Annotated in this window: 13 protein-coding genes and 1 pseudogene; 6 read left to right on the forward strand and 8 right to left on the reverse strand. The window is 72.6% G+C overall.

Annotated elements, in window-relative coordinates:
- The first annotated feature begins 146 nt into the window (after window positions 1–146).
- Entirely contained in the window at window positions 147–2291 is a 2145-nt protein-coding gene (locus AB0M76_RS28520; RefSeq protein WP_365955587.1) for a serine protease, read from the forward strand.
- Here AB0M76_RS28520 and AB0M76_RS28525 read toward each other — a convergent pair.
- Entirely contained in the window at window positions 2278–4800 is a 2523-nt protein-coding gene (locus tag AB0M76_RS28525; RefSeq protein WP_365955588.1) for a helix-turn-helix domain-containing protein, read from the reverse strand. The two genes, AB0M76_RS28520 and AB0M76_RS28525, sit on opposite strands and share 14 nt — an antisense overlap.
- A 228-nt stretch (window positions 4801–5028) precedes the next feature.
- Between AB0M76_RS28525 and AB0M76_RS28530 the strand changes: the two genes are divergently transcribed.
- The gene (locus AB0M76_RS28530) at window positions 5029–5802 is read left to right on the forward strand and encodes a PE-PPE domain-containing protein (protein WP_365955589.1); all 774 of its coding nucleotides are present in this window, start codon (window positions 5029–5031) and stop codon (window positions 5800–5802) included.
- Between the two features lie 74 nt (window positions 5803–5876).
- Here the strand turns inward: AB0M76_RS28530 and AB0M76_RS28535 are convergent, their stop codons facing one another.
- The 3 genes from AB0M76_RS28535 to AB0M76_RS28545 all read right to left on the reverse strand — a co-directional run bounded on the left by AB0M76_RS28535 (window position 5877) and on the right by AB0M76_RS28545 (window position 7921).
- The gene (locus AB0M76_RS28535) at window positions 5877–6800 is read right to left on the reverse strand and encodes an alpha/beta hydrolase (protein ID WP_365955590.1); all 924 of its coding nucleotides are present in this window, start codon (window positions 6798–6800) and stop codon (window positions 5877–5879) included.
- Window positions 6801–6958: 158 nt separating this feature from the next.
- Window positions 6959–7504, reverse strand: coding sequence for a DinB family protein (locus AB0M76_RS28540; protein ID WP_365955591.1), 546 nt, complete (start codon window positions 7502–7504; stop codon window positions 6959–6961).
- A 15-nt stretch (window positions 7505–7519) separates the two neighbouring features.
- Complete coding sequence (locus tag AB0M76_RS28545) at window positions 7520–7921, reverse strand: C40 family peptidase (RefSeq protein ID WP_365955626.1); 402 nt, start codon at window positions 7919–7921, stop codon at window positions 7520–7522.
- 362 nt (window positions 7922–8283) lie between these two features.
- Here AB0M76_RS28545 and AB0M76_RS28550 point away from each other — a divergent pair, with 362 nt between their 5' ends.
- From AB0M76_RS28550 to AB0M76_RS28560, 3 genes and pseudogenes are all read left to right on the forward strand, one after another.
- Entirely contained in the window at window positions 8284–9624 is a 1341-nt protein-coding gene (locus tag AB0M76_RS28550) for a M14 family metallocarboxypeptidase (RefSeq protein ID WP_365955627.1), read from the forward strand.
- A 79-nt stretch (window positions 9625–9703) separates the two neighbouring features.
- Window positions 9704–9925, forward strand: a pseudogene (locus AB0M76_RS28555) (carboxylesterase family protein); the annotation flags it as partial.
- A gap of 98 nt (window positions 9926–10023) precedes the next feature.
- Entirely contained in the window at window positions 10024–10680 is a 657-nt protein-coding gene (locus tag AB0M76_RS28560) for a maleylpyruvate isomerase N-terminal domain-containing protein (RefSeq protein ID WP_365955592.1), read from the forward strand.
- A gap of 30 nt (window positions 10681–10710) precedes the next feature.
- Here the strand turns inward: AB0M76_RS28560 and AB0M76_RS28565 are convergent, their stop codons facing one another.
- A complete protein-coding gene (locus AB0M76_RS28565) occupies window positions 10711–15468 on the reverse strand; it encodes a hypothetical protein (RefSeq protein ID WP_365955593.1) in 4758 nt (1585 codons plus the stop codon).
- 43 nt (window positions 15469–15511) lie between these two features.
- Window positions 15512–16324, reverse strand: coding sequence for an amino acid permease (locus AB0M76_RS28570; protein ID WP_365955628.1), 813 nt, complete (start codon window positions 16322–16324; stop codon window positions 15512–15514).
- Between the two features lie 361 nt (window positions 16325–16685).
- Here AB0M76_RS28570 and AB0M76_RS28575 point away from each other — a divergent pair, with 361 nt between their 5' ends.
- Window positions 16686–16955, forward strand: coding sequence for a hypothetical protein (locus tag AB0M76_RS28575; RefSeq protein ID WP_365955594.1), 270 nt, complete (start codon window positions 16686–16688; stop codon window positions 16953–16955).
- Between the two features lie 19 nt (window positions 16956–16974).
- Here AB0M76_RS28575 and AB0M76_RS28580 read toward each other — a convergent pair whose 3' ends face one another.
- Window positions 16975–17910, reverse strand: coding sequence for a carbohydrate ABC transporter permease (locus tag AB0M76_RS28580; RefSeq protein WP_365955595.1), 936 nt, complete (start codon window positions 17908–17910; stop codon window positions 16975–16977).
- On the reverse strand, window positions 17907–19256 hold the full coding sequence (locus AB0M76_RS28585; protein ID WP_365955596.1) for an ABC transporter permease subunit: 1350 nt from the start codon (window positions 19254–19256) through the stop codon (window positions 17907–17909). Before AB0M76_RS28585 ends, AB0M76_RS28580 begins: the two co-directional genes overlap by 4 nt.
- Window positions 19257–19262 lie beyond the last annotated feature (6 nt).

The raw sequence follows: 19262 nt of genomic DNA on the forward strand, positions 1-19262 counted from the left end.
CGCGGTCCGCGCCCCGTACGGGATGGGGGCGGGGGCGGGATCGCTTCATCGACGGGACGACTCAAGTGGCCCCGCACTTGTTGCGGGCGCGGTCCCACGGCTGCTCCCTGGAAGGTGACCTGTTCGACGACGGAACGGCGGATCCCATGTCTCAGCTGCCGGAGATGGACGAAGCACGCGAGGCGCTCGAGCGGCAGCAGGCTGCGGCGAGCCGGCGCTATCGCGACGCGAGCAGCACGCGCCGTATCGTGGAAGAGCGTCAGGCCGAGGGGACGCGGTTCCCGGACTCGGCCGAGTACGTGGCCGCGCGGGCCGGCAGGCTCATCGACAGAGGTGGCGTCCCGCCCTCGGCCGTGGTTGACGGCGTTCGCGCGGCGCCGCTCACCGAGGCCGACGCCAACGAGCGCATCATCAACATCGCCAACGAGTCCCAGCCGTGGAGCTTCCTGCCACGGGGCGCGCGCGCCGCCGCCACCGTCGCCCGGATCTCCATCCGCACGGAGGGCCGCGAGCAGCCGCACGGCACCGGCTTCATGGTTTCGCCCCGACTGCTGATGACCAACCAGCACGTCCTGCTGCACGAGGCGTTCAGCCAGCGCTGCTTCGTCGAGTTCAGCGTCCAGAACACCATCGACAACACCCCCGACGCGGCCGTCCGCTTCGCTCTCGATCCTGTGGCCTTCTTCGTCATGGACAAGCACCTCGACTTCGCGCTGGTGGCGGTCGCCGCGGCAGCCGACGGGCGCCGCCCGGGTGAGATCTTCGGCTGGAACCGGCTGAGCATCCAGCAGGGCAAGGTGCTTCTGGGTGAACGGGTGAACGTCATCGGCCACCCGGGGGGCCGGTTCAAGGAGGTCGCCTTCAGGGACAACACGGTCCAGGACCGCCTGCCCGAGTTCCTTCACTACACGACCGACACCGAGCGCGGAAACTCGGGATCACCGGTCTTCAACGACCAGTGGGAGGTCGTGGCCCTCCATCACAGCGGTGTGGCGAGGGAGGATGCCCAAGGCAACAGGTTGCTCAAGAACGGCGGCATCGCGCGCCCCGGCGACCCCGACGACGCCATCGACTACATCGCGAACGAGGGCGCGCGCGTGAGCTCGATCCTCAAGCACCTCGCCGCGCTGGAGCCGGAACCCGAGCAGAGTGCGCTGCTGGCAGAGATGGGGCCGGAGTCCGGCCTCCAGCAAGGCCCCGCCGTCGCCGCTCCCGTCGCCGCTCCCGTTTCCGCTCCGGTCCCTGCTCCGGTCTCCGCCCCGGTCCCGGCCCCGGCCCCGGTGGCGGAGGCCCCGTCCCCGCTCCCCGCCGCGGGCTCCCCGCACGAGGCGGCCGGCCCGATCGGCACCGCAGTGATCCGCAGCGGTCTGCCCGCCCGCGGCACTCCCTCCGCGGGCGGACGGCACCTGGTCTTCCTCCACGGCCGCAGCCAGCACGAGCACGAACCCGAGGAGCTCCGCCGTGGCTGGACGGCAGGGCTCAACCATGGACTCACCCGCGCCGGTCTCCCCACCGTCGACCCGGCGGACGTGTGGTTCCCCTTCTACGCGGACCGGATCATCGAGGCCATCAGACGAAGGGAGAGCGCCGGAGGCCACGAGGCCGTCTCCGCCGCCGGCCCGTTCGAGGAGCTGAACGGCCACTCGGCAGCGGAGGCCTTCGCCGCCGAGTCGACGACGGGCCTGTACGAGCAGCTCATCCTGGAAGCGGCGGCGAAAGCCGGCATGCCGCAGGACGGCGGTACGGCCGACGAAAGCATCGGGAGCCTGCTGGCCGGACGTCTGCGCCAGGCGGTGAGCTGGCTGGCCGCCACGACCGACATGGACGCGCTGGCCATCGCCACCCGGTTCCGTGACGTCGACGCGTACCTGGACGACCGAGCCGTCCGTGACGCAGTCCTGACCAGCGTGCTCGACACCCTGCCGTCCTCCGGTGAAATCGTCCTGGTCACCCACAGCCTCGGCACGGTCGTCGGAATGGACCTCGTCCACCGGCTTCCGGAGCGGCTGGACGTCTCACTGCTCGTCAGCACCGGCAGCCCGCTGGGTCTGGACACGGTGTACAGCCGGCTGCTGCCTCCCGGCCCCAACCTGTCGGCCAGAGTGCGTCGTTGGGTCAATGCCTGGTGTCCCACCGACACGGTCGCCCTGGGCTGTCCGCTGGGGGAGACCTGGGGCAAGCTCACCGACATGGCCGTGGAGAACGCGAACGGCCGGGCGCACAGCATCGAGGAGTACCTCGCCCACGCCGAGGTCGCCGCGGAGATCGGGCACGGGATCAGCCGTACGTGAGGAGGTGGCGTTGGAGGCGTGCATGGCGGAACTGGTAGACGGCGCCGACCTGGCGCAGCACGCCGCGGTGGTAGGCGTCGTCGAGGAACGCGACCGTGGCCCAGGGGAGGCGGCCGGTCAGCGGCAGCCAGATGCGGGTGAGGAGTACCCACTGGCCCCAGGCGGTGAACGCCAGGGCGTACGAGAGTGCGCCGGCCAGCCCGCCGACCGCGCCGAGCGCGAGCCCGTCGGCCATGGGCCACAGGAGAGGGCCGGCCAGACCCTGGAGGAGCGCGGTGATCAGCCGCCCGCCGAGGGCGATCATCAGGGTGAGCATGGGGGCCAGGAACAGGGTCTGGCGCACCACGATGCTGCGGTTGATGGCCAGCAGGTCCGTCGGGGTGGCGGCGGAGCCGAGGTCGATCGGGGTCTCCAGGGTGGCCGTGAGCCCGAGAACCAGGCCTCCCGCCAAGCCGAACGTGAGCCCGTACACGAGCGAGTTGACGACCGTCGCCTCGATCACCGCCGGGTTCACCACCAGGTAGCCGTTGATCAGTTGCGGTACCGCGCTGGAGCCGAGCCCGCACCCGAGGCCCATCACGAAGCCGCCCAGCAGCCCGGCTGAGAACAGCGTGGCGAATCTGCGGGCGGAGGGGCCGCCGGCCCGCCGGCCGCGGCCGGGCAGCCGCATTCTCACCCGGGACGGCTCGAACGCCTTGATCCGGAACGCGGTCATGAGCCCGTAGACCAGCCCGAAGGCGAGGCCGACCGCCGGGCCGAACAGCAGCGCGTCCAGCAGGCCCGCGCCCAGTGCGAACGCGGGGCTGCGGCCGGCGGCGAGGTTCTTGGCCGGGAAGACCAGCCAGTCGGCGACGGCGGTGACCAGGGAGCAGGCGAGTACGACGGCCAGGATGCGGGAGGACGGCCGCAGGGAGTCCCGCAGCTGCCACCACGCCAGGTCCTGGCGTTCGTGCTGCTCGGGCCGGTCCAGGTGTTCGGCGAGATAACCCAGGTAGTGCCGGGCGCGTTGCGGGTCCCAGGTGCGGGGCCGGCGCAGGTGGTGGGCGCCGGCCGCGGTGGTGGGGCGGCGGCGGTAGACGGTCGGCACGAAGTCGGCGAGCAGGTGCTCCTCGATGGCCTCCGGGGTCGGGAAGCGGGTGGTGTCCAGCAGTACGGCCGGGTCCTGGGCCGGGGTGTCGCTGTAGACGGTCCGGGCGAGCAGGACCATCAGCGGAGTGCTCAGCACCTTCGCGAGGTTGGCTCCGGCCCGGCCGTCCGGGTCCGTGCGCAGCCGCTCCAGGACGGGATCCCACAGGGTGGCGGCTCTTCCGTCCCGTCCGTCCCGTCCGTCCCGTCCGTCCCGTCCGTCCCGTCCGTCCCGTCCGTCCCGTCCGTCCCGTCCGTCCCGTCCGTCCCGTCCGTCCCGTCCGCTCCGTACGTTCCGGTCGGTCGGTGCGGTCGGGCGCGCGGTGCGGGGCAGATAGTGGACCAGGTCGTCGGTGTTCAGGTCCATCAGTTCGATGCCGGCGGTCTTGCGGAGCACCTCGACCGTGACGGCTTCGGCGAACTGCTCGGTACGGCTGGTCAGCAGAAGCGGCAGCGAGCTCGTGTTGAGCTCCTGCAGGGCACGGCCGAGCAGGCCGGTGGCGATCTCGTCGAACCCGTCGAGCACCGGCAGGATCCATCCGGCGTCCACCAGGGCGGCGGCCAGCGTCGAGCCGCCCGGTGCGCGCGCGTCGAGGTTCGGGTGGTCGCGCAGCAGGCGGTCGATCAGCCAGTCGCGCAGCGTCGTGACGGTCGGGTCCCAGGATCCGATGCTGAAGACCACCGGCACGGGCTCGCCGTCGGAGCGCTTGCGCAGGTGGTCGAGGACGAACCGCAGGATCAGGACGGTCTTGCCGGAGCCGGCCCGGCCGAGCACCACCAGCCGTCCGGACCGGACGCGCCGGTAGACGTCGGCGATATCGGCGAGGCCGCCGTCCAGGGACAGCGGGGTGGAGACGGCCCCGGGGGGAGTGCCGCGGATGTTGTCCCAGTGGTCCAGCAGGTCCTCAGGCGCCGACCGCCACCGTACGGGCAGCGGGAACGGGTCGTGGATCCGGCGCTGCTCCTCCTCGCGGACGCAGCGGCTGTACACATCGAGGGCGAGCGACTCGGCGACCTCGGCCAGGGCTCCCCGGGACGGCGACAGCGTGGTGTGTGGCACCGGCTGGGCCTGCTGTACCGGCTCGGGTGATTCCGGAGGCTCGGGTACGGGAGCGCGCGTCGCGGGGACGCCCTCGGCGGGGGCGCCGTGAGCGCGCTGCGCGGCCAGCAGTTCCGTCCAGACCTCGTCGCGGTCGCGCCGCAACGCGTCGGCCAGGGCGTGCGTGACCTGCTTCACCGTTCCCATTCGGGCATCGGTGGGTTTGCCGGTCTCCAGCCGGTGGATGGTACGCACCCCCAGCCGGGAGCGCTCGGCCAACTGCTCCTGCGTCATCCCCGCCTCGAGCCGTAACCCGCGGAGTAGTGCGCCGAACTGGTTGGTCACTCAGACGCCCCTCGCACCGGCCATGCTCCGGCCTGCCATCCGTGTCTGACCACGTGTCGGATTTCCTGTCAGATCCCTGTCAGATCCCTGTGGCAACACTGTACTTGGGCGACCGGCCACATATGGCCGGTCGTTGGCATGGTCCGCTGACCAGCGTGAACGGCACGATGGGCACCGGTCGCCGCCTCCGACGCGGCGCTCACCCCGAACCCAAGGGAGTTGACCGGTATGTCCACCAAGAAGCCGAGCAGGCTCGCCCGCCGCCTCAAGTCCGTCCTCGCGTCGACGGCACTGGTGCTCGCCGGCGCCGCCGCCGTGCCGCCCGCCGCACACGCCGCCCCGGTGAACCACTACTACATCGAGATCGGCGGAACCGGCGCGGCCGCCGACGCCCCCGACTGCACCACGAGCTTCGCGGCCGCGAACCAGCATCTGAACGGCGGCATCGCGGTTCCGGTCTGCTACGTGGCCAGCGGCGGCCCGTTCGTCGGGAGCCACAACGAGATGCCGGCGCCGTTCGCGCCGAGCTTCGGCGACAGCGTGAACCAGGGCTACTGGAACGCCCTGGCCGCCCTGGAGAGCACATACCGCGCCGACCCCACGGCGCACTTCACGATCGCGGGCTACTCCCAGGGCGCCTGGGTCGGCGACCTGTTGCTCCAGACGATCGCCGACAACGGCACCGAGGTGCCCCGTTCGCAGGTCGACGGCATGCTCTACTCCGATCCCATGCAGCCCGGCACCGGCTTCTGGCACTTGGTCCCCGAGGGGGTTCTCATCCCGTTCGTGGCGTACTCGCCAGGCACCGGGCCGGAGGAGTTCCCCGGTGTCCCGGTCCAGCGCCACTGCATCCAGACGGACGGCGTCTGTGACGCCACGTCCCTGGACTCGTTCGCCGGCTTCCTGCAGCAGCACCCGCGCTACTTCGCGGAGGGCAGCATCATCGAGGCCACCCTCACCCAGCACGGCGGCAGCGGGACCGTCTGGTACCCGGCCGCCTGACCTGACCCGGTGATGAGCTGAAGTGAGGCGTCGCGGCCCGGCGGGGGACGGGCCGCGGCGCCATGCCCGGAAGGTCAGCGACCGACGATCCGCCGGAGCCAGCGGGAGCGGGCGTCGCGGGCCTCCTGGCTGAGGGCCGCCCGCGGTGCGAGTGTGTCGGAGCCGTGGAACGCGCCGGGCCATACGTGGAGTTCGGCCTCGCCGCCGGACTGCCAGATGGCATCGGCATAGGCCACGCCCTCGTCCCGGAAGGTCTCGGCCGACCCGACGTCGATGTAGGCGAAGGGCAGCCCGGAAAGATCCGTGGCGCGAGCAGGGGCCGCGTAGGGCGCAACGTCGGCGGCGCCGTACCGGTCGCCGAGCAGCGCCTGCCACGCGGTCGCGTTGGAGGTCCGGTCCCAGGGATCGAGGCCGGCCATCTGGTGGCCGGACAACGTGTTGTTGCGGTCGTCGAGCATCGGGCTCAGGAGCAGTTGACCGATCGGAGCCGGCCCGCCCCGGTCGCGGGTCAACAGGGCGAGCGCTGCGGCGAGTCCACCGCCGGCGCTCTTCCCTCCGACGACGATGCGGTCCGGGTCGAGGCCCAGCCCGGCCGCGTGATCAGCCGCCCAGACGAGTCCGGCATGACAGTCCTCCACGGGTTCGAGGTACTGCGCCTGCGGCGCCAGTCCGTACTCGACGGATATGACCGCGAGCTGCAGCGGCAGGGCCCATTCGCGCAGCAGCCGCGGAAGGACGGACCATGCATTACCCATGATCATTCCGCCGCCGTGCATGTAGTACAGGAGCGGCAGCGGCCCGGTGGTCCCGGCGGGCCGGGCACTGACGAGCGTGACCTCCCTCCCGTCCCGAAGTCCCGGCGCCCGCAGCTCCTCCACCTCGAACCGGCCGCCGGCCCGGAGGTCCCGAACCGTCGGCCTGGGCCGGGCCGCAGCGTCGTGCTCCTGCCTGGCCGCAAGGCCCTCCGCGGTGACCGGCTCCTTCGTCCCCTCGCCCATGGCCGCCAGCGCGGCACCCAGCTCCGGGTCGAAGGGAGGCGCGTGCCGAGCCGTTGAGACAGGGCCGTGCTCCCACGGCACTCCACCGACACCCACGCAAGGACCTCCCCTCGGCTCCGGGATGCCCGGCGGCATCCCGACCGGGACAGCTTGCCAGGTCACATCCCCGTCGCGCCGTCGATGCTTTCGCGGAGGAGGTCCGCATGGCCGTTGTGCCGGGCGTACTCCGCGATCATGTCGACCATGATCTTGCGCAGTGAGATCGGCTCGCCGGTCCTCTTGCGGATCCCCGTCCCGTCCAGCGAGGCGGCGGCAGTGATCTGCCGGGATCGCTCGCATTCTGCCCGCCACACGGCGAAGGCCTCCTCGACGTCACCGTCCAGGCTGTCGAAGTCCTGGTCGGGGTCGTCGTCGGAGTAGTAGAGCAGCGGGACGTCCTCGTGGGCGAACTGGATGCGGAACCACCAGCGCTCGACCCCGGCCAGGTGCCGGACCAGGCCGTGCAGGGACAGCGCGGACGCCGGCACGGCCTTCTCGGACAGCTGCTCCGGGGACAGGCCGGCGCACTTGAGCTCGAAGGTGGCCCGCTGCCAGTCCAGGACCGCGGCCAGCGTGTCCCGCTCGCCGCCCACAGCAGGTGGAGCCGTGCGGGTGTCGCCGTTCCATCGGAGTGCGTAGTGCTTGGGCGCGGGTGCATCGGTCATCGCTCTGCCTCCTGCTCAGGTGGCACGGGTGTAGCGGACGTTTCCGCTCCAGATGCGCTCGAGCCGGACGCGGGTGCCCGGCCGTGGGGCGTGCCAGATCTTGTCGTGACCGGCGTAGATTCCCACATGTCCTATGGTCGCGCCTGCGGGGAAGAAGACGAGATCGCCCGGCACGCGCTGAACGCGTGGGATGTGGCGCGTACGTTCATATTGTTCGTCGGCCGTACGGGGAAGCTTCCGGCCGGCCCTTTCAAAAGCGTAGAGCGTGAGGCCCGAGCAATCGAATTCCTTCGGCCCCGTCGCTCCGTAGACGTACGGCGCGCCCCGCTTGGAGGCGGCAATTGCGACGGCCTTGGCGCCGTACGGTGAGGCCGCCTCGGCCTGGGCGGCGGGACCGGTGAAGCTGGCCAGCGAGATTATGAGGAAGAACGTGAACCCCGCGCCGATGCGGCGGTTCGGCAGGTGGCCGTCTGCAGGTTTTCGGTTGTCCGTCCTGGTGCAGCTCAATCGTGATACCTCCGCATTACTTTGCTGAAACAGTCCCGGGTGAGGTTCTGCGTCGGTGACATGCGTATTGGCTCTCGATGGCGGACCAGTTTTCTCCGGCAGGCCGGAAGTTGCGATCACCGGACACGCCTTCAAGCATCTCGGTTGGGTAAAATAATCCAAGTTTGTACTTATGGATGATGTTCCGAAGAAGAGCCCGGAGGAGTGGTCCACCGGCTCGCGCCGGGCGGGCGTGACCTATCGATCACCAGGGCCGTTGCCATCACATCGTGATCCTTTCGACCGTGCTGGAGCCCCCTGTGCCCTTCCACCGGCTCGCTCTCGCCGCATCGGCCCTGGGCCTCGCCGCGATCGCTCTCGCCGTGCCCCTGACGGCCGCCCCTGCCCGAGCGGCCGACGCCGCACCCCGCACGGGATTCGAGGCCACGTACGGGGCGCGCTGGACCACGGAGTCCGAGGAGAAGGCCCTGCTGGACACCGTCGACCGGCACGGCGAGGGCGCTGTCCTAGGGCGTATCGGCACCAGCCCGCACGGCCGCCCGCTGTGGCTCGTGAGCCTGGGCAGCACCCGTGCAGCGGTCACGGTCCTGCTGGTGTGCAGCCAGCACGGCGACGAGCCGGCGGGACGCGAGGCCTGTCTGACCACCGTCCGCGACCTCGCGTACGCCCGTGACCCGGCGACCCGGCGGCTCCTGGCGCGCACCACGGTCCTCGTCGTCCCCACCGCCAACCCGGACGGGCGGGCCGCCGCCACCCGGGCCAACGCGGACGGCACCGACATCAACCGCGATCACATCGCCCTGACTTCGCCCGAGGCGCGTGCGATCGCCGCCGTACTGCGCGACCGGCGACCGGACGTCGTCTACGACCTGCACGAGTACCGGGCGACGCCCCGCACGTACGACAAGGACCTCTTCGACCTCTGGCCGCGCAACCTCAACACCGACCCCGGGGTGTACGCGCAGGCCCGCGAGCTGTCCGGGGCCTTCGTACGGAAGGCGGCGCACGCCGCCGGGTACTCCACCGGCACGTACGGCATCCGGACCGACCCCGTGACCGGCGCCCCCGTCAAGCAGACCGCAGGCGACGGACAGGAGCGGATCCTGCGCAACACGGCCGGCATCAAACACGCCGTCACGCTGCTCATCGAAAGCCGCATCGAAGCGGCCGGTGACGCGGAAAGGGCAGATCCGGCCCTCAATCACCGGCGCCGGGTGAGCTCCCAGCTCACCGGCCTTCGGGGTCTGTTCACCTACCTCTCCGAGCGTGCGGGCACGCCGGCGGCGGTGACGGCTTCCGCCCGACTGGCCGGTTACCAGGACGAGAGCCCGATCCTGCTGGGCGGCACCGACGACCGCCCGGCGACCGAGGACGAGACCCTGACCGATCCACCCTGTGGCTACCACCTCACAGCCACCCAGTACACCGAGGTCGGAGACCGGCTCGCCCTCCACGGCGTACACGTCGTACGCTCCGCCGCCGACGGTGGTGCGTTCGTCCCGCTGCGCCAGCCCCTGCGGGCCCTCGTGCCCCTGCTCCTCGACGGCCGGGCCCGGTACCGGCTCACGGCGGGAGAGCCGGTGCAGCGGTGCGCGGCGTACGTAACTGGTTAGCGCCGCATCCAGAGAGGGCGGATGCTGCGCAGGGTCCGGGGCCGCCGTGAGCCCCGTCGATCCGCCTGAGGGAATGGTGATGACCACTGCCGCGTACGAGCCCTCCGGTCCCCAGCCCGAAGTCCGGGCGGCCGCCGGCGCGCTGCGGGGCAGCCGGGAAGCGGGCGTGGCGGTCTTCCGCGGCATCCCGTACGCCGAGCCCCCGGTCGGCGCGCTGCGCTTCGCCGCGCCACGGCGGGTGGAGGGCTGGAGCGGGGTACGGGAGGCGGTCTCGTACGGTCCGCCGCCCCCGCAGGCCGGTGTGTTCGGCATGGACGCGCTCGCGCAGGACGCGGCGGGCGACGACTGGCTCACGCTGCGGACTTGTCCGGCATTCCGGCCCCGCACCACCGTGCCGGTGTGGATCTCTTCTCACGCTCCTGGACGGCGTTGCGCACGGCGGTCGCCGCGCTCCCGGACACGGCCTTCGAGCAGCCGTCCGGCTGCACCGGCTGGCTCGTGCGGGACCTGGTGTGCCACCTGATCATCGACGCGCAGGACGTCCTGATCACCCTCGTCACCCCCGCCGAAGCGGAACCGACCGTCGACGCGGTGACCTACTGGAACGTCGAGGACCGGCCGCCGACCGGCGAGGATCCGCTCGACGCGCTGACCGTCCGGCTGGCCGCCGCGTACGAGGAACCGCGCCTGCTCACGTTCCACCTCGACGACGTCGGCTCCGCCGCCGGACGCGCCGCGGAACTCGCCGATCCCGGCGCACGGGTGAGCACCCGCGGTGAGGTCCTCACCGCGGGCGACTACCTCACCGCGTACGTCCTCGAATGGACGCTGCACCACCTCGACCTGATCGCGCACCTCCCGGACATGGCGGAACCGCCCCCCGAGGGGCCGGCTCGATCCCGCGCCATGCTGGAGGAGATCGCCGGCGCCGCGTTCCCCGCGTCGTTCACCGACAAGGACGCCCTCCTGATCGGCACCGGCCGCCGGACCCCGACCGACGCGGAGCGGGCCGAACTCGGCGAGCTGGCCGCGAAACTGCCGCTCCTCCTCGGCTGACCCGCCCACGGGGCCGGCCGCCGCCGGGCCTCAGCTGCCCCCGCCTGCCGCGCCGCCGCAGACCCGTTCCCAGGCCGCCGTGAACATCTCGTGCAGCGGTGCCGTCGGCAGGACCCGCCCGAACGGGCTGCGGATCTGGTCGCGCCACAGCGGCCGTACCGCGTGCGCCGCCAGCTTCACGGTCTCCAAGGGCAGGTGCGGGGCCTTCAGCTCGGTCCACTCCCCGGGCAGGAACAGGGTCCGGCCCGCCCGCGCCCGCTTGGCCTCCACCACCGCGCCCGTGCCGAGCAGTTCCGTCCGGGCCTGCGTGTGCTGCTTGGCCGACCAGCCGTTCCACCGCCGTACGTTCCGGTCGGTGGGTGTTGCCAGCGTCGCCAGCTGGAGGTACAGCGCCGCCGCGTCCGGGCCGATGCCCAGCTGCTGCGCCGCCCGCGCGACCAGCTCCGGGCAGGACTGCCGCGGATCCGCCTCGTACGCCCCGGCCGGCACTGCTCCCGATCGGGCCCGGAACATCATCCGCTCCAGCCCGCCGCCGGTCAGCAGCGGTGCCACTCGGTCCAGCTCCTCGGCCAGGTCGGTGACCTCCCGGACCCGCTGCCACACCTCCGGGTCGGCCACCGCCGCGGGTCGCAGGAAGGAGGCACCGCCGGGCGCGCACACCACCAGCGGCCCGGAGTCGTACGCGGTCACCGGGACCGGCCCCTCCTCCTTACGGCCGTCCATCGCCACCGGCAGCTGCCCGGGACCGAACCGCTCCGCGATCCGCGCCGAGGTGTCCTGGACCCGCCCACCGGGCAGCGCCACCAGCAGCTCCGGACGATCCAGTTCGGCGCGCAGCCGCTCGTACAGGGCCATCGCGCCGGCCACCGCCGGATCGCCGACGGGCCGGTCCGTCCACGCCCACACCAGCGCGCTCGCGATCTGCCGGCACGAGAGGCCCACCGGAGTGCGGTGGGGCAGCCCGGGCCCGGCCGGCGGCACGGCCCGGACCTCGGCCCCGATGCCGTACGGGGTTGCCGCCAGCTCCCAGCCGGCCGCCTCCACGGTCGTGTCCTCGGCCGCCTCGTACCCGCCCGCCAGCCGCCGGGCCCACACCTCGGGGAGTTCCAGCTCGGCCTCCAGGGTGTCGGCCGCCTCGTCGTGCACGGCCGGCTGCACCCCGATGCGCTCCCGCCACACCTCGGCCATCCGCTCCACGGCCGCCTCGACCCCGCCGGGCCGCCACAGCTCTGCCGGATCCTCGGGCAGTGCCGCCGCCAGGACGGCCCGTCGGCCCGTGCCACCGAGCTGCGCGCGCAGCCGGTCGTAGGACTCGGCCGTCATCGGCGCGGCCTTGTACGGGGCCTTGCGCACCAAGGCGCGGTCCTCGTCGCGGTCGGGCCGGCCGTCCAGACCTGACACCACCAGCCGGGCCACCGCCCGTCGTACGCCCGTCAGTTCGGCGAAGCGCGCGGCAGCCGGCTCCGGCACCGGGACCGGCCCGTGCGCCTCGACCGCCGCGACCAGGGCCCGCAGCCGGGCGGCGTCGTCCCGCTCCACGCGGACGCAGCGCGCCTGCGGCACCGCCGCCGGGACCGGGTCGCCTGTCGGGCCCTCGGCGGCGGCCGCCACGAACCAGCACTCCGACCCGCCCGCCCGCACCGCGCAGGACGCCACCGCGATCCCCTGCTCGCGCAGCCCGTCCAGGAGCTCGGCGGACGCCCGGCCGACCCACCACCGGGTGCCCGCGCGGGCGAACGGCTGGTCGGCCCAGGTGTCCAGCAGCGCGACCAGGGCGGCCCGGGCCCCGTCCGGGGTCGGTGCCACGGCCGCCCGCCAGGCGGCGGCGTCGATCGAGCCCATCAGCTGCGACCAGTCGTGCGGCGGCGCCGGCGGCGAGAGCCGGCGCACCTCCTCCACGAGGGTCCCCGCCAAGCAGGCGCCGTCGGAGGCCAACGCGGTCAGCGTCGCCGCCAAGGGCACGACCGGGCTCCGTCGCCACGGGTCCGGCTCACCGTCCGAGACCAGCCCGAACAGCGCGGGCAGCAGCTCGGTGTCCGGCGCGGACCGGCCCGGCGGCGCCGGCGGCGCCTCCATGAGCAAGGTGACCCGCCGGTGCAGGGCGAGCCTGCGCTCCTCCATCCGGGTGGCCCGCCCGGCGAGCGCCACCACGGCCTCGACCAGCACCGGGTCGGTGACCTCCGGCAACTCCCGGGCCACGGCCGTGCGCAGCGCATCCGGACCGTCGAGGGCGCCCTCCAGCAAGGCCTCCGCCGTCGTGAGCCCGACCGTCCGCAACGTCCGGGAACCCGCGGTGTCCCGGGTGCGCAGCAGGTACCAGAAGGCCGGCGGCAGGGCCACGCCCCCCGACACGGTGACCTGCCGGGCCGGCCCGCCCTGCGAGTGCCCGGGCGCGTCGTGCCCGTCCAGCTCCCACAGCAGCACTCCGCCGGCCGTGTACGCGCGCACCCCCGTCCGGGTCTGCGCCTCGGCGAGGACCACGTCCTCCACTGCCCCCTCCGGCGGTGCCCACAGGCCCCACGGCTGCTGGCCCTGCCGGTCGATGTCGAAGCGGGCGGAGCGCCCGTCCACGCTCTCCACCAGGTAGTGGTTGGGTGCGGGGTCGCGGTGCCCGGTGCGGAAGAGGACGCGGGTCCCGACCAGCCCGTCGCGGCTGCCCAGCGGGGAGTCGGGCAGCCCCGCGGGCAGCGGCGCCAGCTGGAGGGCCTCCACGGCCAGGGCCATGCCGGCCTCGGACGGCTCCGCGGCGGGATCGGCGCTCGCGACGCGACCCGGGAAGGCAGGCAGTGCCACCGAGCCCCGCGGCTCCCCGGTGACCGGGTCGGCGAGTTCCCAAGGGCGCCGCCCGAAGACGGCGTTGGTCCAGATCCGGGCGCCGTCGCCGAGCTGCAGCTCGTCCCGGTCGATCCCCTCCGTCCCGCCGGGCCGCAGCACCCGGGCGCCGCCGTGCCGCCCGCCCCCGTCGGCCGTCTCGAACTGGAAACCGTACGCCCCGTCCAGCCGGCCGCCGTACGGCACCAGCCCGCCCGCCTCGTCGGGTGTGAACGGCTCTTCGGGGTGGTCGGCCCAGACGGCGGTGTCGCAGTGGTAGGCGCTCTTCCCGGGCGTCCAGCTCACCAGGAAGGAGCCGCCCACGTAGTGGACCGCATAGATGGTCGCGTCGTCGGGCACCGTGAACCGGCAGGATCCCCGCACCCCGTCCGGATCGACGGCGACCGCCCGGTCCCGCCCGAACACCGTCAGCACCGGCCACGTGCTGGTAACCCCCGCCACCCCCGGCAGTGCCCCGTCCGCCTCCTCGGGCCCGGCGCCCGCCGCGAAATCCGCGTACACCGACTCCAGGGCGGGCCAGGCCAGTTCCTCCGGCAGCCCGGCCGCGAGCGAGCGCCGCAGCGCCCCCGCCGCTCCCGCCTCGGCGAGGGCGTCGCAGATCCCGCCGAGCGCCGACACCGTCGGCCGGTCCAGCAGCGTCTCCAGCTCGGCCACGGCCTCCTCGGCTCCGGCCATGCCGCCGCCCGCGACGGTGTCGACGAGCTTGCCCACGCGCCCCGCGACCTCGTGGGCGATGCCCTCGTTGCCCGGCAGCAGCGTGACCGCCGACCCGGCCCGGCGCCGCCGTTCCGGCGTCCACCGCGGCAGCAGGTCCGCGTGTACGGTCCCCTCCAGACGCGGGCCGAACACCGGGTCGGCGGCCAGCGCGGACAGGTCCCGCCGGGACCGCTCGGCCCAGAAGCGCATCCGCATCTCCGGGCCCGGGTCCAAGACCGCCACCCCGGCCGCCAGACAGGCGTCCAACACGTCCGCGTCGAAGCCCTGGTAGTGGTGCCGGGTGGTGTGCACGGTTACCGCAGTGCCTTCCGACCGCAGCCGCGGCCCCAACCGGCCCACCAGGTCGAGGAATTCCACCGGCAGCTGCTGACGCGCGACGCCGCCGCCGGACTGCGCCGCGTACTGGTACATGTGCACGAAGTGCCCCACCCAGTGGTGCAGTCCACCCTCCGGTACCACCCGTCCGGCCGCCATGGCCTCGGCCGCGCCGCAGCCGATCAGCATCCGCAGCCAGGCCCCGCCGTCGGTGACCCCGTCAGGGAAGACCTCGACCAGCCCCGCCGCGATCGCGTCCGCCGGCGGATGGGCGGACAGGACCGGGCCCGCGGCATCCAGCAGTGCGTCCGGCACGGACTTCTTCCGCGTGACCGACAGGATCGCGCCCACCATCCGCGCGATCTCCCCGTCCCCGTGCCCGGCAGCCTTGGCGGAGCCCCGTACCCGGCGCACCAGATCCGCCGGCAGGTCCGCCGCCGATCCCGCCCACGCGGTCAGGAACGCCTCGAGCGCCGTGTGCGCGGCGGCCGGCTCCAGCGTCTCGGCGAGGAGCCGCTGATGGGCCCCGAACTCCTTGGCCGGCATGGCCCCGCCCGCAGCGAACAGCAGTGCATTGGCCCTGCGGTATCCGGAATCCACCGGGAGCCCGTGCTGGGCCTCGGCTGCCCGCGCCGCGGCGTAGGCCCGCCCGCCGGGCCTGCTCCCGTAGCCGATCAACCGGTGGCCCACGGTGTCCCAGAACCACGGCAGATGCGCAGGCGGCAGCCGCCGTGCCCGCGCCGCCATCGTGTCCACGAACCGGCCGGGCTTGGTCCAGGACCGGCCGAGTTCGGTGCGCATGCCCTCCATCAGGTCACGCGCGACGTCGACCGCGTCGGGGTCGTGTGCGGCGACCCAGTCGGCGTACGTGGTCGAAGCGTGCGGGCCGGTGGCGGGAAGCAGTGGTTCCAGCGAGACGATCATGACTTGGATCGTCGCACGCCCGACCGACAACGAAGCCTTCGCGTCAGTGCATGAAGGCGCTCGCGTCCCCCGGCTCGGTCTCCAGCGCCTCGCGGTCGAATTTCAGCATGACGAGGAAGAACAGCCCGCCCACGAGGAGCAGTCCGACCACGATCACCACGGAGACGAGCGCCTCCCCGGGTGTCACCAGCACGAACAGCGCGATGAGCGTCCACACCAGCGCGCAGACGGCAACCGGCAGCTCGAACCGCCCCAGGTCGAACGGGCCCTTCTTGCGCGCCAGCCGTCTGCGCACTGCCAAATAGAGGACGATCGTGGAGCCGTAGGTGATCGCCGGGAGGATCGTCGACGCCGTGATCAGTTCCAGCAGTACGGCGCCGGGCAGCGCGACCATCAGGAGGAGCCCGAGGGAGAAGATCAGGACCGTCGCCGGGATCGGCGTCTGCGTACGGGGGTTGACCCGCCGCATCAAGCGGTGCGCGGGGAAGCGCCCATCGCGCGACATCGCGTAGACGAGCCGTGAGCACGTGACCATCACCACGATCCCGGCGCCGAAGAACGCGAACGTGATCCCGACCAGCAGCGTCTTCTCCATCACCGCACCGAGCTGATCCCGCATGATCGCCGCGACCGGCGAGCCGTCGCTGCTGATCCGGGGGATGTCCTCGATCGCGACGGTGAGCGTGATCAGGAAGACCATGCCCAGGATCCCGGCCGCCACGACCGATCCCACGATCGCGCGCGGGACGGTGCGGAAGGGATCCTTGGCCTCCTCGGCCAGGTTCGCCGCGGAGTCAGCTCCTGCCGGTAGCCCCCGAGCTCGACGGAAGCCCCGCCGTCCTCGGCGTCCGCCGATGGTTCCGCCACGTCGGCCACCTTGCCTCTCCTCGGCCCTTCCGGCTCCGCACGCAGCGGCAGGGCTCCGGCCAGTTTGCTCCTCCTGTCGCGTCTGTCACGTTTGCGGCGGCCGACGCACGTGACCTCGCCCCGAACGGATGCCTTTCAGGCCGTCAGTGGTGTCGCTCACAGGGGGCGTTGACGAAATCAAGGCGAATCGGGGCTGTGCCTTCGATCCCCAGAGCAGCCCCGGCTGTCGCCATGGATCCAGCAGGCCCCGCCGGTACCACTGCGTAGGGGAGCCTCGGTATTGCCGTGCGGCTGTCGGAGGCGGGTGGCACCATCTGGCGCGGTGATCCGACCAGCTACAGGGGGTAGGCATGGTGAGCACGTACGACTGGCCGCGCGGAGCGGAGAGTGCGGACAGCGAGGCGCTGGAGCGCTGGCTGGATGCGCGGGGGTGGGAGGTCGACCCGACCATTTTCATGGCCGGAGTCCTGGGCCCGGCAGTCCAGGTCCGCCGCATCGGCCGCACCTGCCAGGAGGGTGAATCCGGCGTGCTGATCCTGCCGGGCGAGACGGTCGCGTTCGACGGGGACCGCATGCGGATCATGCCCCGCACACCGGCGCCGGCCCCGGCCACTGCGTAAGGGCCGGCGCGCCGATCCGCTACTTCACCGAGCCGGCCATCACCCCCTGGACGAAGTGCCGCTGGAAGGCGAAGAAGACGATGAGCGGGACCACCAGCGACAGGAACGCACCCGGCGCGAGGACGCCGATGTTGCTTCCGAACTGCCGCATCTGGGACTGCAATGCGACCGTGAGCGGCTGGGACCCGCTGTCCGCGAAGAGCAGCGCCACGAGCATGTCGTTCCAGACCCAGAGGAACTGGAAGATGGCCAGGCTCGCGATGGCCGGCCGGCCGAGCGGCAGCACGAGCCGCGAGAAGATCCGCCACTCGCTGCCGCCGTCCATCCGGGCGGCTTCCAGCATCTCGCGCGGTATCTCGGCGAAGTAGTTGCGCAGCAGGAAGACCGCGAACGGCAGCCCGTAGGCGACGTGGAACAGGACGACTCCGGCGATCGTGCCGAACAGTCCCACCGCGCCGAAGAGTTTGGCCACGGGCAGCAACCCGATCTGCACGGGCACGACCAGCAGCCCGACGACCACGAGGAAGATGCCGTCCCGGCCGGGGAAGTCCAGCCACGCGAAGGCGTACCCGGCGAGTGCCGCGATGGCGACCACCAGGACGGTGGTGGGGACCGAGATCAGAACGGTGTTCCCGAACGCCTCCGCGATGCCGGAGTCCTTCAACAGGGCGCTGTAGTTGTCCAGGGACAGCTGGGAGGGGTCGGTCAGCGCGGTCCACCAGCCGTCGGAGGCATTGTCCTGCTCGGAGCGCATCGAGGACAGGAACAGACCCGCCAGCGGGGTGATCCATACCAGGGCGACCAGGATCAGCAGGCCCTGGACGACCGAGCTGCTCAGCCAGCGCGACAGCCGGCTCCTGCGACGCGGTCCCGGCGCGGACGGGGCCGGGACGGGCCTCACAGGCGGTGTCGCCCGCCGGGACCGCCGACGCTCGATGGTGCTGTGGCCGCTCATGCTCCGCTCCTTCGGAAACGCCGGATGTTGAAGACCATCGCCGGGACCACCAGCAGCAGGAGCACCACGCTCAGCGCGCTGCCGAGCCCCTGGTCGTTGCCGCCGCCGAAGGAGACCAGCCACATCCGCGTGGCCAGTACGTTCGCTTCCTCCTGGACCGGTCCCGGCGCAATGATGTAGACGAGGTCGAAGACCTTCATCACGTTGATCACCAGGGTCACGAACACCACGGTGAGCACGGGCGCGAGCAGCGGCACGGTGATCCTGCGGAAGATCTGGCCCTCGCTGGCCCCGTCCATCCGCGCGGCCTCCAGCGCATCGCGCGGGATCGCCGCGAGTCCGGCGCCGATCAGGACCATCGCGAAGCCGGTCCACACCCACAGGTACGCACCGATGATGGCCGGCGTCACCAGCGCCGGGCCGAGCCAGTTCACGCCCTGGTACGGCGCCGCGAAGTTGGCCGCGGGCAGCCGTACGGTGTACGCGCCGTCGGCCAGCCCGGTGAAGCGGAACGACCCGTCGGCGGAGGCGGTCGTGGTCGCGGCCACCCGGCCGTCGTCCCGTACGGCCTCGACCGTCATGCCGGGCAGGCCCTTCTCGCCCGGGTCGGCCTTGCCCGGTGTGCCGGCGCCGCCGGGGGCGAAGTCGAGGTAGACCACGCCCCCGATTCCGTCCGCGCCGGGCGTCGCGGCAGCGGCGGCCTTCGCATCGGCGGGTATCGCGCCGGGCGCCACCCCGACGAAGCCGAGGCTGACCGTACCGCCGGGACGTACGGTCTGCTCGGTGCTGTACGGGCCGCCCGCCCTGCCGGTCAGGCCCTGACCCTCGCGGGCACGGGCCGTCGGATAGGCGGCGGTGTCGTCGAAGGTGTCGTGCACGCCCACGACGACCGCGTTGAGCACGCCCCGGTTCGGGTCCTGCTCGTAGGCGAGCCGGAAGACGATGCCCGCGGCGAGGAACGACACGGCCATCGGCAGGAAGAGCACCAGCTTGAACGCGGTCGCCCAGCGCACCTTCTCGGTGAGCACGGCGAGCATCAGCCCGAGTCCGGTCAGCAGGAGGGGGGCGACGACGACCCAGATGGTGCTGTTGCGGATCGCCTTGAGGGTGGCCGGGTCGTCGATGATCGCCGCGTAGTTCCCGGCGCCGACGAATCGGTCGCCGCTGGCGTCGAAGAGACTGCGGCCGAAGGAGAAGACGACCGGATAGACGACCAGCGCGCCGAGCAGCAGCAGGGCGGGCAGTACGAAGGCGATCGCCAGGCGGCGTTTCCTTCGCTGGGCCCGGCGCCGCGGGTTCGCCGCGGCGCGGGCGGTCCGGGTGTGGGCGGTCAGGGTGTCAGCCATGGTGGG

The organism is Streptomyces sp. NPDC051364, assembly GCF_040682115.1.
Taxonomy (GTDB): Bacteria; Actinomycetota; Actinomycetes; order Streptomycetales; family Streptomycetaceae; genus Streptomyces.

What these genes read in the sequence shown, in the direction of transcription:
- AB0M76_RS28565 (WP_365955593.1), bottom strand. Translation starts at nt 15,468, where the DNA reads ATGATCGTCTCGCTGGAACCACTGCTTCCCGCCACCGGCCCGCACGCT.
- AB0M76_RS28585 (WP_365955596.1), bottom strand. Translation starts at nt 19,256, where the DNA reads ATGGCTGACACCCTGACCGCCCACACCCGGACCGCCCGCGCCGCGGCG.
- AB0M76_RS28580 (WP_365955595.1), bottom strand. Translation starts at nt 17,910, where the DNA reads ATGAGCGGCCACAGCACCATCGAGCGTCGGCGGTCCCGGCGGGCGACA.
- AB0M76_RS28530 (WP_365955589.1), top strand. Translation starts at nt 5,029, where the DNA reads ATGTCCACCAAGAAGCCGAGCAGGCTCGCCCGCCGCCTCAAGTCCGTC.
- AB0M76_RS28575 (WP_365955594.1), top strand. Translation starts at nt 16,686, where the DNA reads ATGGTGAGCACGTACGACTGGCCGCGCGGAGCGGAGAGTGCGGACAGC.
- AB0M76_RS28540 (WP_365955591.1), bottom strand. Translation starts at nt 7,504, where the DNA reads ATGACCGATGCACCCGCGCCCAAGCACTACGCACTCCGATGGAACGGC.
- AB0M76_RS28535 (WP_365955590.1), bottom strand. Translation starts at nt 6,800, where the DNA reads ATGGGCGAGGGGACGAAGGAGCCGGTCACCGCGGAGGGCCTTGCGGCC.
- AB0M76_RS28520 (WP_365955587.1), top strand. Translation starts at nt 147, where the DNA reads ATGTCTCAGCTGCCGGAGATGGACGAAGCACGCGAGGCGCTCGAGCGG.